The organism is Endozoicomonas sp. Mp262 (genome assembly GCF_025643335.1).
Lineage (GTDB): Bacteria > Pseudomonadota > Gammaproteobacteria > Pseudomonadales > Endozoicomonadaceae > Endonucleibacter.
Map to the genome: position 1 here is coordinate 3,703,651 of NZ_CP092489.1, position 15,208 is coordinate 3,718,858.

Consider the following 15,208-nt stretch of genomic DNA (forward strand, 5'->3'; position numbering starts at 1 on the left):
GAATAAATTATGAGCCTGAATCCAAAAGATGCGGTGATCGTTGATTATGGACGTACTCCCATGGGACGTTCCAAGGGTGGTATGTATCGGCATGTGAGGGCTGAAAGCCTTTCTGCGGATCTGATTACCGCCCTGCTGGCCAGGAATCCGGAGGTTAACCCGGCAGAAGTGGAAGATGTCATCTGGGGTTGTGTTAACCAGACCCTGGAGCAGGGCTGGAACATCGCCCGCATGGCGTCACTGATGACACCGATTCCTCATACTGCTGCCGGACAAACCATCAGCCGACTCTGTGGCTCCTCCATGAGTGCCCTCCATATTGCCACCCAGGCCATTCAGACCGGCAATGGTGACGTGTTTGTGGTGGGTGGCGTTGAGCATATGGGACATGTGGGTATGATGCATGGGGTTGATCCAAACCCCAGACTATCAAAACACGGTGCCAAGGCTTCTGGCATGATGGGATTGACGGCTGAACTGTTGGCTAAGATGCACGGCATTGGTCGACAGACCCAGGATGAATTTGGTGCCCGTTCCCACCAAAGAGCCTGGCTGGCCACCCAGGAGGGCAGGTTTAAGAATGAAATTCTCCCTATGCAGGGCCATGATGGTGAAGGCAATCTGTCCCTGTTCACCACGGATGAAACTATCCGGCCAGAAACCACGGTGGAGGCGCTCTCGGAACTGAAGCCTGTCTTTAATCCCAAAGGCGGAACCGTTACGGCGGGAACCTCCTCCCAGGTTACGGATGGGGCATCCTGTATGATTGTTATGTCTGCCCAGCGGGCTAAGGATCTGGGATTGCAACCTATGGCAGTGGTGCGGGCCATGGCGGTGGCAGGGGTTGATCCGGCCATTATGGGATACGGCCCGGTTCCCAGCACCAAGAAAGTACTGAAGCGCGCGGGGCTGACCCTGGATGATATTGATCACTTCGAGCTGAATGAAGCCTTTGCCGCCCAGTCATTGCCGGTGCTGAAGGATCTTAAACTACTGGATAAGATGGATGAAAAGGTGAACCTCAATGGTGGCGCCATTGCCCTTGGTCATCCCTTTGGCTGTTCCGGGGCTCGTATCTCAGGCACCCTGCTTAATGTGATGAAACAGAATAGCGGTACCCTTGGGGTAGCCACCATGTGTATTGGTTTGGGGCAGGGGATCTCAACGGTGTTTGAGCGGGTTTAAGACTTTGAAGTGATTAGGGTCAGCGCCTTCTTTTTGATGGAATTAACTCAAGACTTAGGTGCTGACCTTGATTTTTTCTTATTTCTTTTCTTGACGCTCCAGATTGCGGTAAAAATTCTCATGTGAGCCAAATGATACCAGCTCCAATATCAGGTCGCCTTTATTAAAATAATAAGCAAGCAATGTAAGCTGTTTGACCATTTTAAATTTATACACTTGAAGGTGGCTAAGGCTACCGCTTTTCATGTCTCCGATTGCCGGGTTTTCAGCGATGATTTTGATGGCTTTATCAAGATCTGCTTTCTGGTTTTTCTTGAGTTTTTTTACAGCGCGGTCAAATCGGGCTGTCTGAAGGATCCTAACTGCTTTAGCCAAAATGATACTCCGACGTTAAGCCCTGCTTACGCTCTTCCTCCGCTTCCAGAATATCTTCAATAAAATGGATGGGTAGATCGGGGTTTTCCTTGGCTATTTTGCCTAAAGTTGCCCAGTATTCAATCTGTTTTGCCGCAGAGCGTTTTTTTACTTTTCCGGTTAGACTGGCTGCATCAACCAGTTCCTCATCGAGTCTCAAAGGTTTGCTTGCCATGTTGCTTATCCTTTTGTTGATGCTTACATGCTAATATTGTAGCATATTGCAACATAGTAACAGTTTCTCTCGAGAAAATTTCCGGAAAAATCGTTGTCAGATCACACAGTAATTTGTTTTTACCCCAGTAAAAATCAACGTATCAGTATTTTGCCTTTCTAATAATTCCAAAAACATCTTGCTTTCAAAAGCCGAATACGTTTTTTTCAAAGTCTGAACAATAAAACTCTCCTGGCTCAGCAAATAATCTTTGCATATCAATGGCAATATGCAGTGCGCGAGAACCAATAGAACCAAAGCGTAGTTCATTACTAAACATAGCTATACTCTAAAAGTCCAGCTATTCCCGTGACATCAATTAAATCACTGCAACAGCAAGGCTTACAGTAAATTCCAAATGGAGTGATTTCGCACAAAATAACGTCTACTTTTGATAGGGATACTTTATCAATGGCTGTCTCTCATGGCTTATCCATTCCAAAAAAGTCGTAAGCATCTTTGTGCAAACAGTTTAATTACTACGATTTCTGAAAGTTATGAGCAAATTCCAGATGTCCGACCAAACAAGGATTCCAGAAAAATAACAATACATGATGCCTCCATGTCCGCTTTTGCCATGATGCATCTCAAGTACCCATCGCTCCTCTCGTTTGAGCGTGATAAAACAGAGCAAGAAGTAAGGCATAACCTTGAGCACCTGTATCAGATAAAAAAACGTGCTCCCTGTGATACCAGTATGCGGGAAATCCTGGATCCAATAGATCCCGTAGAGTTCAAAAAGCCTTTTAAGACATTGCTGTCTAACGTCCAAAGGGGCGGATTACTGAAGGCATTCGAATTTCACTGCGGGAACTTGAAAAATCACTACTTGCTCCCGATCGATGGAACTGGGCTATTTTACTCCTGCAATAATAAAAAACCTTGTCAGGAGTGCTGTACTAAAAATAAGGGAAAGGCCAACGAAGCTCACTACCACCAGTTAATGGCAGCATGCATTGCTCACCCGGATCAAAAAACAGTCTTGCCATTGGCACCGGAAGCCATAGTTTGCCAGGACGGTTCGACCAAAAATGACTGTGAAAAAAATGCCATTAAACGGTTGTTTGCCACCATACGAGAGCATCACCCACGTCTAAAGTTCGTTATTCTTCTGGACAGTCTTTATGCTGACAACCCCACTGTCCAACTGATTAAGAGTTATGGCTGGCATTACATCATTGTCGCGAAAGATGGCAACCATGCCTCGCTGGTTGAAGCGATGGATGAGCTGGATAAAGAAGGAAAAGTTCACCGTGCTGAAAAAGTTAATGAAGAGACTGGAATTAAGTGGTGGTTTCGCTATGCCAATGACGTCAGGCTGAACAAGGCAAAATATGCAGAACAGGTTAATGTGCTTGATTTTGTCGAAACCGATAAAAAAGGTAAACAGCATATCTGGTGCTGGGTGACTGATATTCCGCTTAACGAAGAAACCATAGAACCCGTCATGAAAGGAGGGCGCTGCCGATGGCATATTGAGAACCAGACGTTTAACACCCTGAAAAATCAAGGCTACGATCTCGAACATAACTACGGTCACGGTGAGAAGCACTTAGCCACAAATCTGGCCTATCTGACGATGCTTGCTTTTCTCGTAGATCAAATACAGGAACTGTGCTGTCCCCAGTTTCAGGAAGCTTTAAGAACCCGCTCAAAAGGAGTCCGTATAGCATTATGGAAATGGATACAGGGCTATTTTTTGCATTGGCTGATAAAAACGTGGGAGGGGCTTTTTTACACAGTAACTCATGGTATTGAAGAGAAAAGGGTGATTCCATTCGATACATCATAACCGGCCATATCGTAGCTACGTTCAGGGGTGACATTTTTTCTTTAAAGCTCCGCTTTGTTAATTGGCGGCTCAGTTTTGATCGGCTTCATTATTTTTGCTGCCTTATTGTCAATACCAACGATCATCGACGTTCATCATGCGGGAATAGCTGCTAAAAGTCCGATGATAACCCTATTGTATAAGAGGAAAACTGCATTATCGGAGTTTTTTAAGGTGGCTGTCCTATATATCTGATATATTTATTTTTTAGTACATTAAAGTGTTTTACGATCGTCAGAGAAAATACTCAACTAACGGCTAACTGGCTCCATTCAAGTATGAGAAGGAACTTGCCAAGGCAGCGTAAAAAAGTGTCCGGAAAATTCTTGCCAAATCAATCCTGCTGTACTATAAGACTGTTGTCCTGTACAAAGCTTAGATATATGGCGTTGAGCCTATTACTTCAAGAGAAGATGGAAAAGCTGGATATGAAGAATAAGCACTTCACAGTAGTTGCTGATAATGAATATTTAGAACTCGTGTTTCAGGGATGTATTGGGTCAAAAGTACTACATTAGGTTGCCCCTGTGTAGATAACTAATCCGTATTGTTGTGAAGCCTAAGATATGTTGCTCTTTTTCGATTATATTTTCTGTATTGATGTTGGACTTAACTGCTGGCGTTTATTGCATTGACTGCAGGAATGAGCAAGAAGACTGCATCTGTCATTATAGCGCATCCTGTGTAGACTGTGGGAATAATGAAGACTATTGTATTTGCCCCTCTAGAATTTGGGATCTAAGTTCACAAGAAATATTAGATACTCTTAACAAATTCAAAGAAGACCTAATATCTTTGGATGAAGAATTTAACAATCATTTGACTGAAAACACAAGGGAAAAGATATTGTTAGAACTGAAAAAAATTAAATCCCTTATGCTCAAGATAAAAGGTCATCTTGATAGTGAATTTTATGGTATTGGCTATCACCTGAATCCGTGAGTTCACTGTAGCCCAACTCCTCTGGATCAACCACAAAACGTAAGTTCCAAGTTAAAATGCACCCACTCTAATTTTCACCACCTGGGTGCATTTTTGTGAAACTGAAAATTGAACAATCACAGACGGAATTTTATACACCGGTCGCAGGGCTTTATTTCGTTGGTCATGCACTCAACAAAAAGACAGCGTTAAGCAAATCCCTGCGCAAAATAAAAAAAAGGCACCGTATCACTCATATCGACCTGATCAGAGCTTACTGCGGCCAACTGGCTCAGGGTAAAAGTGATTTTGATAATGTTGATAATAACCGGGATAACGACTGGTTCCGGTTGGCAATGGGCATTAAACAAATGCCTTCAGCCAGCCGCTTAAGACAGCGTTTCAATGAAGATGCCGCCCAACTGATTCCTTTCATCGAGGACAGCCTTACCGATGTCCTGGTTAATCTTCAGGTGCCCGTCACACCCCTTCCGAAAAAACTCGATAAGAAGCAGCACATACCACTGGATATCGACGTATTCCCTATGGATAACAGCAATACCAAAAAGGAGGGGGTCGAGTACACGTATAAAAAATTCTTTGGTTATGCCCCTATTGCCGCTTACTTTGGCTGCGAAGGCTGGTGCCTGGGATGTGAATTACGCCCAGGCTCTCAGCACTCCCAGAATGATTTTATTGGCTTTTTACAAGCAGTGCTGCACCGCAGCCGACGTTTGACCCGAGCGCCTATTCTGGTTCGCCTTGATAGTGGCCACGATGCTGAGGAATCGCGCCGGGAAATCGCCGGGTTCAAAGGTGTGAATCACATTATCAAGCTCAACCCAAGAAAGTATCACACCAAGGAACACTGGCTCCCCATTTTTGAAGAAAAGCAAGTCAAATGGGAGGAGTCGCGTCCAGGAAAGAGTTATGCGACACTCTCAACCGTCTATGAAACCAACTATGGTAACCAGCGTCTGATTATTCGCATTATCAAGCGTACCACTGATACTGTAGGGCAGAGATTTCTGACACCCGATTATGAGCTGGAAGGATGGTGGACAACACTCAGCGAAGCTGACTACAGCGATGATCAGATCATTAATCTTTATGAGGATCATGCGACCAGCGAGCAGTTTCACAGTGAGTTGAAGACTGATATGGATTTAGAGCGCCTGCCTTCAGGCAAGTTTGACACCAACGACCTGGTGATGTGTTTGGGTGCACTGGTCTATAACATTCTGCGCTACATGGGGCAGAGTTGCTTGCTCGGGCCAGATGCGCCGGTACGTCATAAAGCCAAACGACGCCGGTTAAAAACCGTGATACAGGAACTCATCTACCTGGCTGCCCGTCTTCTGAAAAAAGGACATCAATACCGGCTACGCTTTGGTCGTTACTGTCCTGGTTTCAGGTCTTTCCATCAATTAATAAGCCAGCATGCACTTTGTTGATTGAATAGCGAGATAGAAAAAAATGCCATAAATGAGAAAGTACTGTATTGATAACGGTAGGGCTTCTTTCAACCTGTCTTCAAGTTTGATGATATTTTGATCAGCATTTATGCTTAAAAACGACATAAAAACACTTCAATCAATAACCCGAGTTATTTTCAAAGGAAAAAATTAATCAGCACATTTTCAAAACTGCCGGGCAAATCAAGAAATCACGGATTCAGGTATCAGCCAGAATAAAGGCATAGCTGTGGTTTATGAGCGTGAGGCATTATGCATTTTTCATAATTTTCTGATTATATACATAGTGCAAGACCTGACCTTTTTCTCTCGAATAAAAACTTGCCCGGGTAGTGTAAGAAAGTACAGTACAGGGTTCGTATAATGTTTGCATAACTGTCTGCTTTATTTCTGAGACAGCATTTGTCCAATAGCTTCGGGTGAAAGACAGTGATCCAGTAAGCTGTTTTGCCTGGCCTGCTTGATACTCTCATCAATCAGGGCTGAGCGTTCATCCTGGCCAATGGTTAGTGCACCAGCGGCTTTCATAGCCTTAACCCCTTCTAAACCATTATTGGTTCCGCTCAGGAGCACGCCTATGGCCTTATGGGGACAACAGGAAGCAATGGACTGAAAGAGGATATCTGCTGAAGGGGATAGCCGGTCATGGGTATCGAAAGCGGTCAATTCACAGACCAGACCTTCTGAACCCTGGGTCAGGGTCATATCATGGCAATCTGGAGTCACATAAACAGTACCGTTTTTAAGGGTCTCTCCATTCTCTGCCAGTTTGAGAGGCAGTTTGATTTTGGGGGTGAGCCAGGTGACCAGACCCTCTAAAAAGCCTGGAGCCAGTTGCTGATTGATAATAATGGGACAATGAGCGGTTTCAAGTTGTGCAAAAATCCGGTTGATAGCATGTAACCCGCCTTCGGCAGAGGCAATGGCAATTACTTCAGCGGCTTTTTTTGTTTCGTTGTTGATTGCAGTTGCATCTGTTTCAGCATGATCCTGACTGACATTGGCACCGGACATTAATCGCACCATACGAAGAAATTCTTTCAGAGGATCATAGTTCGGGTTGGCTCCCCCACCCAGCTGGGGTTGTTCAACCACGGCGACAGCCCCTTCATCGATAGCCTGGAAGGTGTTATGCACTTCTTCAGCATTGACACTGGAACTCACCAGCATAACCGGGGTAGGGCAGCTATCCATAATGGCATGGGTAGCCTCAAAGCCATTCATCTCAGGCATTTGTACGTCCATGGTCACCAGGTCTGGCTTCAGGCTTTGCACCATTTCCAGCGCCTGTTTACCATTTTCCGCCCGGCCTACCACTTCAATATCCGGTTCTTTGCCTAGTACTGCCTTGAGTAACATGGCCACTACATTGGAATCATCAGCGATCAGTACCTTGATCATGGCTACACTCCATTGTCTTATAATTAACCTACTTTGCTAATCTTCGAATATAGTCTGACATTTCCTGAAGATTGGCGACCTTATCTGTGGCTCCTAAAGCAATGGCTTCTGCTGGCATACCAAAGACTGTGGAGCTGGCTTCGTCCTGAGCCAGGGTGAAGCTGCCTGCTTTATGCATAGCCAGAAGTCCATCGGCACCATCATTTCCCATACCGGTTAAAATAATACCGATTGCCTTATCTTTACATACCGTTGCAACGGACTGAAGCGATACAGAAGCAGAGGGGCGAAAGCGGTTGATGGGAGGGGACTGGGTTAACTTGGCCTGGATAATAGCTCCCAGTTTCCGGATCTCAAAATGGTGATCATCGGGTGCAAAGTAAGCAGCACCGGGTTTTAGCTGTTCACCATGAGTAGCAATTTGAACGCTTATTGCTAACTGATTGTCTAGCCATCCAGCCAGGCCATCAATAAAGCCCTGAGAGATATGCTGGCTAATAATAATGGGGGCAGGGAAGTTTTCAGGAAAATCTCTCAGCAGGTTTAACAACGCGGTGGGTCCTCCGGTAGAAACGCCAATGGCCACCAGTTCCACTGATCTGGGTTCAGGCAGAGAAGAAAAGCTTGATCGGGTGGGGGCTGTGGGTGCCCTTGTTATGGCCTTGACATCAACTTTGGACAGTTCTCTTATACTGTTTACCAGGTCCCGGCGAACCGGCTTAAAATCAGCCTGGCCATACCCCTGTGGTTTTTCTATAAGGGTGAGAGCCCCGGCCTTCATGGTTTGAAAATCTTCAGGGGTTACTGTGGCACTGACAATAATTATGGGCGTCGGATTACTGGCCATAATGGCCTTGGTGGCCTCGAAACCATCCATTTCCGGCATCCGGATATCCATGGTTATCAGGTCTGGTTTATGCCGTTCAACCATAGCCAGGGCTTCCTTGCCATTCTTGGCCTGGCCAACCACCATCATATCGGCTTCCTGTTCGATAATAGCCCTGATTAACATGGATATTACCGGTGAATCATCCACCACCAACACTCGAATCATAAACCTGTGGTTCCCTGATGAAGTTAATGGCTTAGTAGCCGTTTGACAGCATCCAGTAGTGCCTTGGTTTCGAACTGACCTTTGACGATATAGGCATCAGCCCCCACTTCCAGCCCCTTTTTCTTATGCTCATCCTGTGCCAGGGAGCTAACCAGAATAACAGGGGTCTCTTTGTAAGCATGGGCTTGTTTAATTTCTGCCGCCAGTTCAAAACCGGTCATAAAGGGCATTTCAATATCCGAGACCACCAGGTCAAAATTATTTTTTTGCACCAGTTCCCAGGCTTGTCGACCATCAACGGCAATGGTCACTTTATAGCCGGCATTTTCCAGTATGGACTGTTCCAGAATACGGGTGGTAATGGAGTCATCCACAACCAGCAGGTGTTTCTGAGCCTCTTCTTCCTCTATTTTTGCCAGTGCCTCTTTAACTTTAAACTGGCTTTGGACGCCCAGTGCCGTATTAACCAGGTCTGTGGGGTTAAGCACCATCACCATATCGCCGTTGCCCATAAAGGCACCACCGCTGATATTTCGTACGGACTCTAAAGGGGTATGGAACGGCTTGATAATCAGTTCCCGCTCACCAATGATTTCGTCCACCAGGAAGGCAACGGTATCCCGCTCATTGGAGACCAGCACCATGGAGATGGATTTGCTATTGGAGGTGTCCAGCTCTCCCAGTTCCAGCACCGCTGACAAATCTCGTAAAGGCAAAGGTTTGCCTTCGTAAACCACTGCGTAGCTGCCTTCCACATGAATCATTTCGTCGTGGGCCACCTCCATTACACGCACTACATAGGTTGTAGGAATGGCAAATTGACTATCGCTAACGGCAACCAGTAGACCGTGGTCGGTGGCCAGTGTCAGGGGAAGCTGTAAAATGAATTCGGTGCCTTTTTCCTCTTCGGTTTCTATGCGAACCTCTCCCTTCAATTCCCTGAGACCTTCTTTAACTACGTCCAGCCCAACCCCCCTGCCGGAAATATCAGTCACCACTTCTTTACTGGAAAAGCCGGGGCGGAAAATCAAGTCAAGAATTTCTGTCTGGTCCATGGTGTCGAGTTCTTGCTGGGTTACCAGCTGTTTGCGGAGAGCGGCTTTGGCAATGGCTTCTGGTTTGATGCCTTCTCCGTCATCCTTGACTGACATAATGATCTGGCTGCCCTGGCTTCGTACTTCTACCAGCAGTTTGCCGGTGCCATCCTTGCCTCGACTGACACGGGTTTCCGGGTCTTCGATGCCATGGTCTATAGCGTTACGAAGAATGTGCATCAGTGGTGCCCGAACCCCATCCAGTACAATTCGATCTAACTCTATATCATCGCCCTGTACTGTTAAGCTGACTTTTTTACCCAGTTCACGGGCAATATCCCGTACTGAACGGGCCATGGGCCTGAGTATATTGGCGGCTGGAACCAATCGCATAAAACGAACGGCATCCTGAAGGGCGTTGGATACGACGCTCATCTGATTACGGCTGGTTCGCAGGTTTTTATACAACTGTATGGTGGTGTTATTCAGGGATGAAAGCATGTCAGGCCCGTCAGAAAACATCTGCAATAATTCCACTGGCATATTGGTTTTATCAATACGGTGCCAGGCGGTTTGAGCCTGGGCCCAGACTGCCATCAGACTCTGAACCTGTGAACGGAATTGTCCGAGGATCTCAAGATGGGTTTCCATGGCAATTTTAGTCACCTGCAACTCTTCAGACAGGGCGTTAACATGGTTCAGCTTATCCAGGGAGACAGGAATAATTTCGTTAGCCGTGTCCGGCTTTTTATCAACGGCAATGGTTGATGATGGTTTTTGCGAAGCAGAATCTTGTTGTTTATCATTCTCTGTTGATGGCTGCCTGGTTTTTTCCTCAGGTTTATCTGTTGTCTGGATTGATTCTTTCCCTGGGCCACTGGTTTGAGCTTGTTGTTTAGGTGTGGCTACAGATATATTCTGATTATCCTTTGCTTCGCTATCTTCTTCGGCAGATGGTGATGCTGAAGAGGGGGGAGTGGCTTGGGGGTTGTCCAGACTCTGCAGGAAGTCTTTTTCAATGACATGAAGCTCTTCTATGAATTCATTAATGCCATTTTCGTCATAAGCTTCTCCTGATGCTGTGGCCTTGGCGATAGATCCCATATAATCAATGGATTTGAAGCAGGCATCGATTATATGTGAGGGAGGGGTGATTGAGTCTTGTTTAAAACGGGTAAACAAGTCTTCCATCACATGGGCAATATCTCCGATATTGCGCAGGTCTACCCCCCGTGCTGCTCCTTTGATGTTATGGGCAGCCCTGAATACAGCATCAATGGTGGCTGCATAATTCGGGTCATCACCGGTTTCCAGTTTAAGCAGGCCATCGGTAATTTGCTGAGACTGGTCATCCAGCTCAATGACAAATGTATCTATGAGTACTTTAAGTAGTTCAGGATCCAGATCCATAACTTAGGCTCGCCCTTATATTTTAAACAGGCTGACATTACTACTTAAACCCTGCGCCAACTTGGCCAGACCATTGGCAATACCCTTGGTTTGGTCTGATGATTCTACAAACTGGGAGGTCACTGAGTTAATCTCGGTGATGGCCGTATTGATTTGATCTATACCGGTCACTTCCTGGCGTACCGCTGTGACTATCTGTCGGCTTGCCGAGCTGGCTTCCTGGATCACATCACTCAGGTTATGCATGGTGAGACCGGTTTTATTAACCAGATCCACCCCGATATCCACCCCTTTACTGCCTTCTTCGGTTGCCATGACTGCCCGGTCTGTGGCATGGCGAATGTCCTCCAGGATTTTCTGGACCTGGGCTGTGGACTGCTGTGACTGCTCAGCAAGCTCTTTAACCTCTGTGGCCACAACGCCAAAGCCCTTGCCTGCTTCCCCAGCTTTAGCCGCTTCAATGGATGCATTAAGAGCCAGCATTTTCAGCTGTTGGGCCAGGCCGTTGACAACATCGGTAATTTCACCTATTTGCTGGGTCTGTTCTGATAGGGACAGAATAGTATGGGCAATACCTTCTACTTTCTCGCGGATCGCTTCCATACCGGTGACCGTGTCTTCAACTGCTTTTTTTCCCTGCTCACTTTCTTCCTGGGTTCTTGCGGCAATTTTTCCCAGATTTTGTGCCATCTCCAGCGTCTGGGCTGAAGTTGCCCTGATTTGAGACATGGTGCTGGTGGTTTCATTCAGTGCTGCCGCTTGTTGGGAAATGCCGTTGGATTGAGAGGTGACAGCACTTTGTACATCACCCACATTAACCTGTAACTGACTACTGGCATCCCGGGTTTGTCCGACCATGGTAGAGAGGTTTTCCACCATGGCATTCAGGCTGCGGCCAAGATTGCCAAGGCTGTCATTTTCATTGATGACATCGATTCTTGATTTTAAGTCACCATCAGCGACTTTTTGGATGAAATCACCATAAGCGTTTACCTTTAACTCCAGCTGTTTATTAGCTTCCAGCTTTCCGGCAAAGTCAGCAATATAGGTGTCCATAACCAGTTGGGTATCGAGATTCAGTATCTTGTAAACCGAATTCAGGGCATCCTGCATTTTGCCAGGAGAAAAACGGTATTTTTTACAAATAATCTTGGTAATCTCGGCGCTGTAAATACTGTAGGCTCCCAGATACCAGCGTGGAGAGAGGCCTATGGCATTGTGTACCTGGCCAATTCGGCAGCGCCCCTTAAAGTATTGATCGTCATAACTACCACTGAACAGGTTGATAAGGTAGCCTTGCATGGATTGCTTTAGTCTGGAAACTGTGGATCCTGCGGTGTCAATAATTCCCATCAGTTCACTGTATTGGCTAATACGGTCGTAAAAAAGTTCAATTAACCTGGGAACCTGAGGTTCAACCAACGGTTTCAGTTGTAGCAAAATTTCCGCATTGCTATCAGTAAATTGAATAAATGCCTTGCGCTCACTGATATCCATTAAGGCCGGGTTCGATGGGGAACCGGCTTGCTCATCCATTTGCAGACTCTTCATATCCATCCCTGTTGGTGTTTCTCTTTCTGGTTATTTTACATATAGACTGTCATCACTTAGCAGTAGAGCCAGATCCAGAATGGCAATTCTGCCCAGATATATACCTTTAATATATTCCAGTTTGGTCACTGATTGTGAGGGAAGTGGTGGAACCAGTAATTCTGGATCATAACAGTCATTCACATCAATTTCGTCTGCCAGTATTCCTGCTGTTACACCTCCATTTTTGACAACAATAATTTTTTCGTCACTGGATTCTTTAGGCTCAGCACTGAAAAAGGGGTGAAGCTTGAGGACGGTAATCAGAGTGCCGCGCCAGTTAGTAACTCCGGCAATATAGGACGGTGTACAGGGAACTTTGAATATTTGTTTAGCTTGTATAATTTCTTCAAGAAAAGGGTAGGGTATACCATACTGTTCGTCTTCCCCTACAAGAAAGCGAATGTACTCAACGGTATTGTTGTCCTGGGTGCCTTCATCTCCAGTATCTGATACGGATAGGGCTTCAGCACGTTTTTGCAGGGTTTCACGGGCCCGCTCACTCTTTGGCAGGTAATCATAGGCTGATTCAATAGCAGTGGACGACTCCACTGTATTATCTGTTAATGGTGCTGGAACCGGCTTTTTCTCTGGTATAGGATCTTCCATATCCTTGGTGCACTCACTTTAAGTCCTGGATTGTTGCGATACATATCCGTATGAAAAACAATACATTGATTGAGCCACACAGGTGGTCATGACAGCCGACTAATTTAATTATCTTACATTATTATTGAGCGTTTCTACTAGTTGTGGCTTTGAAAAAAAATTAGGGGCTTGAGGTTATTTCAATTTTAGTTTTTATCAGGGTTACTAAATCACCATAGGATATTTCGGGCCAGCCCATAACGGCTTCATCTACCGGGAAGACCGTGATTTCATTGAGGATAGCATTCAGGTGTTTGCGAGCTTTTTCGTAGTCGTCTTTTTTTATGAAATACAGGCTTTTCTGAAATCTGGCTTGTAAATCATCCGGGTTAAGAAACAAGGCCCTGCGTAACGCCAGTTCTGCATCCTCCAGCTGGTTTAGTTCCATATAGATCCAGGCATGGAGGCAGTAGTACGATATATTTTCTGGATCTGAGGTAATCAGCTGTGTGCAAAGAGCATCAGCCTGATCAAGATTTCCGGTATTGGCCAGGTGTGAAGCTTCCTTATAAATAGCCTTATGGCAGGTTTTGGGTTTAGGTGTTGGCTCTTTACGCGGTATTTTAGGTGCGGCCTTAGGGCTGGTAGTGGCTTGAATGTCGGGTGAACGCGTTATTTTGAGGGGGGAAGGTGTGTCATGAAGACCAGTGAATGAGGGCAATTCTTTGATGAAACCACGATACTCAGGATTAATGGATTTCATGTCCAAAGGCATAATGTCGTGGGGGTCATTGGCTCCAAGCATTAAAATGCCACCTAGGTTTAAACATTCACTAAACTGGCTGAGAATCTTTTCCCGGGCTTCTTTATGCAAGTAAATAAAAACGTTGCGGCAAAAGATAATATCCAGATTGGTTGTTGCATTGGCCGGGTTGGGGAAGGAATCACTGGTTAAGTTCATCCATTTGAAGTGGGACTGGGATCGCAGTGATTGCTTTAGTTGATAGGGGCGGAGGCGATCCTGGTGATCAAAGTCAAAAAACTGGCTTTTCATTTTTTTATCACAGGTACGAAGCGACCATTCACTGTAGTGAGCGGATTTTGCTATTTCCAGAACCTGGTTGCTGATATCTGTACCCAGAAAATAGAGTTTCCATCGATTAGCATCAGTGAGCTGCTGGTGTAGCAGTATGGCCAGGGTATAAAGCTCCTGCCCTTCGCTACATCCTGCGCTCCATATTTTGAAAGTAAAATCACCTCTTTCTCTTTTGTCTTTTATTAGCTTGGGCAGATATTGCATCTTTATATAATCAAGCTGGTTACTGTCCCTGAAAAAATAGCTTTCATTGATGCTGATGCCGTCGGCAAGGTATTTAAATTCGCTGGAATCTCCCGTGCACTTTTTGAGTGATTGGAGATAGTCTTGGGCATGGGGAAGTTGGTAGCGCTGGCAGGCATCATCTATCAGTTTGGCTAGGCTGGGCAGTTGGTGTTCATGCACTTCAATGCCGGCTTTTTGATAAATGATATCAATGAACTGCTTTTCCAATAGGGAGTCGAGTCGAGTATTGAGTGCTTTACTTTGCATTTCTGTTTTCCTGAAAATCTCCCATGATAATCCTGTTGATACGTTCAATATCCAACAAGTAAGCTAATCCATATTCAGAGTTGACTGTACTAAGGAAAGGCTGGTTAGACTGCTCGAATTTTGACTGCAATTGAAACCGGGCTTCAGGGTAAGAGGCAATACCATCAATTCCACAGGTTAGCAGGCCAATATCGCCATCTTTACCATTGCAAATGATATAGCAGGCATCCAGGCTGTGTTTCTTTCCGGATGAAACATTAAGATGAAAAGCCAGGTCTATAATTGGAACACCATGGCCATTTAAATTTAACAGGCCAACCGTTGATGGGGACTCACTGGGTAAACGCTGAACTGAAGCGATGGGAACAACTCTTTCGATATGCTGGAGATCCATACAGCAATTGAGAGAGGCCTGCCTGAAATGCAATACTGTGCTCATTTGTTCAACATCACAGTCTACATTGTCTTCCAGCAAGTCCATAAACATACCTCCTTGATACAAA

The 15,208-nt window shown here is 45.6% G+C and carries 13 protein-coding genes; 3 read left to right on the forward strand and 10 right to left on the reverse strand.

Going from position 1 to position 15,208, the window contains the following annotated elements; genetic code table 11:
* The first annotated feature begins 9 nt into the window (after window positions 1-9).
* Window positions 10-1,185 (forward strand): acetyl-CoA C-acyltransferase FadA, encoded by a 1,176-nt coding sequence (fadA, locus tag MJ595_RS16105; protein ID WP_263078998.1) that lies wholly within the window; start codon window positions 10-12, stop codon window positions 1,183-1,185.
* Between the two features lie 78 nt (window positions 1,186-1,263).
* Here the strand turns inward: fadA and MJ595_RS16110 are convergent, their stop codons facing one another.
* The 3 genes from MJ595_RS16110 to MJ595_RS16120 all read right to left on the reverse strand — a co-directional run bounded on the left by MJ595_RS16110 (window position 1,264) and on the right by MJ595_RS16120 (window position 2,093).
* Window positions 1,264-1,560: a type II toxin-antitoxin system RelE/ParE family toxin gene (locus MJ595_RS16110; RefSeq protein ID WP_263078999.1), complete on the reverse strand. Its 297-nt coding sequence runs from the start codon at window positions 1,558-1,560 to the stop codon at window positions 1,264-1,266.
* A complete protein-coding gene (locus MJ595_RS16115) occupies window positions 1,553-1,774 on the reverse strand; it encodes a ParD-like family protein (protein WP_263079000.1) in 222 nt (73 codons plus the stop codon). The genes MJ595_RS16110 and MJ595_RS16115 overlap by 8 nt, the downstream gene beginning before the upstream one ends.
* A 184-nt stretch (window positions 1,775-1,958) precedes the next feature.
* On the reverse strand, window positions 1,959-2,093 hold the full coding sequence (locus MJ595_RS16120) for a hypothetical protein (RefSeq protein ID WP_263079001.1): 135 nt from the start codon (window positions 2,091-2,093) through the stop codon (window positions 1,959-1,961).
* Window positions 2,094-2,237: 144 nt separating this feature from the next.
* Here MJ595_RS16120 and MJ595_RS16125 point away from each other — a divergent pair, with 144 nt between their 5' ends.
* Window positions 2,238-3,605, forward strand: a complete 1,368-nt coding sequence (locus tag MJ595_RS16125) for a transposase (RefSeq protein ID WP_263078002.1) — start codon at window positions 2,238-2,240, stop codon at window positions 3,603-3,605.
* Between the two features lie 1,076 nt (window positions 3,606-4,681).
* Window positions 4,682-6,019, forward strand: coding sequence for an IS1380 family transposase (locus MJ595_RS16130; RefSeq protein WP_263078015.1), 1,338 nt, complete (start codon window positions 4,682-4,684; stop codon window positions 6,017-6,019).
* Window positions 6,020-6,424: 405 nt separating this feature from the next.
* Here MJ595_RS16130 and MJ595_RS16135 read toward each other — a convergent pair whose 3' ends face one another.
* From MJ595_RS16135 to MJ595_RS16165, 7 genes are all read right to left on the reverse strand, one after another.
* A complete protein-coding gene (locus MJ595_RS16135) occupies window positions 6,425-7,441 on the reverse strand; it encodes a response regulator (RefSeq protein WP_263079002.1) in 1,017 nt (338 codons plus the stop codon).
* Between the two features lie 28 nt (window positions 7,442-7,469).
* Window positions 7,470-8,495 carry a chemotaxis-specific protein-glutamate methyltransferase CheB gene (gene cheB, locus MJ595_RS16140; protein WP_263079003.1) on the reverse strand — a complete coding sequence of 342 codons (1,026 nt, stop codon included), beginning with the start codon at window positions 8,493-8,495 and terminating at the stop codon, window positions 7,470-7,472.
* A gap of 23 nt (window positions 8,496-8,518) precedes the next feature.
* Window positions 8,519-10,939, reverse strand: coding sequence for a hybrid sensor histidine kinase/response regulator (locus MJ595_RS16145; RefSeq protein ID WP_263079004.1), 2,421 nt, complete (start codon window positions 10,937-10,939; stop codon window positions 8,519-8,521).
* Between the two features lie 15 nt (window positions 10,940-10,954).
* The gene (locus MJ595_RS16150; RefSeq protein WP_263079005.1) at window positions 10,955-12,490 is read right to left on the reverse strand and encodes a methyl-accepting chemotaxis protein; all 1,536 of its coding nucleotides are present in this window, start codon (window positions 12,488-12,490) and stop codon (window positions 10,955-10,957) included.
* Between the two features lie 30 nt (window positions 12,491-12,520).
* On the reverse strand, window positions 12,521-13,138 hold the full coding sequence (locus tag MJ595_RS16155) for a chemotaxis protein CheW (protein ID WP_263079007.1): 618 nt from the start codon (window positions 13,136-13,138) through the stop codon (window positions 12,521-12,523).
* Window positions 13,139-13,298: 160 nt separating this feature from the next.
* Window positions 13,299-14,705, reverse strand: a complete 1,407-nt coding sequence (locus MJ595_RS16160; RefSeq protein ID WP_263079008.1) for a hypothetical protein — start codon at window positions 14,703-14,705, stop codon at window positions 13,299-13,301.
* Window positions 14,695-15,186 (reverse strand): chemotaxis protein CheW, encoded by a 492-nt coding sequence (locus MJ595_RS16165; protein WP_263079009.1) that lies wholly within the window; start codon window positions 15,184-15,186, stop codon window positions 14,695-14,697. Before MJ595_RS16165 ends, MJ595_RS16160 begins: the two co-directional genes overlap by 11 nt.
* Between the last annotated feature and the right edge of the window lie 22 nt (window positions 15,187-15,208).

Coding starts and splice junctions, on each gene's coding strand:
- MJ595_RS16125 (WP_263078002.1), top strand. CDS start 2,238: ATGGCTTATCCATTCCAAAAAAGTCGTAAGCATCTTTGTGCAAACAGT.
- MJ595_RS16160 (WP_263079008.1), bottom strand. CDS start 14,705: ATGCAAAGTAAAGCACTCAATACTCGACTCGACTCCCTATTGGAAAAG.
- MJ595_RS16165 (WP_263079009.1), bottom strand. CDS start 15,186: ATGGACTTGCTGGAAGACAATGTAGACTGTGATGTTGAACAAATGAGC.
- MJ595_RS16115 (WP_263079000.1), bottom strand. CDS start 1,774: ATGGCAAGCAAACCTTTGAGACTCGATGAGGAACTGGTTGATGCAGCC.
- MJ595_RS16150 (WP_263079005.1), bottom strand. CDS start 12,490: ATGAAGAGTCTGCAAATGGATGAGCAAGCCGGTTCCCCATCGAACCCG.
- MJ595_RS16135 (WP_263079002.1), bottom strand. CDS start 7,441: ATGATCAAGGTACTGATCGCTGATGATTCCAATGTAGTGGCCATGTTA.
- MJ595_RS16155 (WP_263079007.1), bottom strand. CDS start 13,138: ATGGAAGATCCTATACCAGAGAAAAAGCCGGTTCCAGCACCATTAACA.
- cheB (WP_263079003.1), bottom strand. CDS start 8,495: ATGATTCGAGTGTTGGTGGTGGATGATTCACCGGTAATATCCATGTTA.
- MJ595_RS16120 (WP_263079001.1), bottom strand. CDS start 2,093: ATGTTTAGTAATGAACTACGCTTTGGTTCTATTGGTTCTCGCGCACTG.
- fadA (WP_263078998.1), top strand. CDS start 10: ATGAGCCTGAATCCAAAAGATGCGGTGATCGTTGATTATGGACGTACT.
- MJ595_RS16145 (WP_263079004.1), bottom strand. CDS start 10,939: ATGGATCTGGATCCTGAACTACTTAAAGTACTCATAGATACATTTGTC.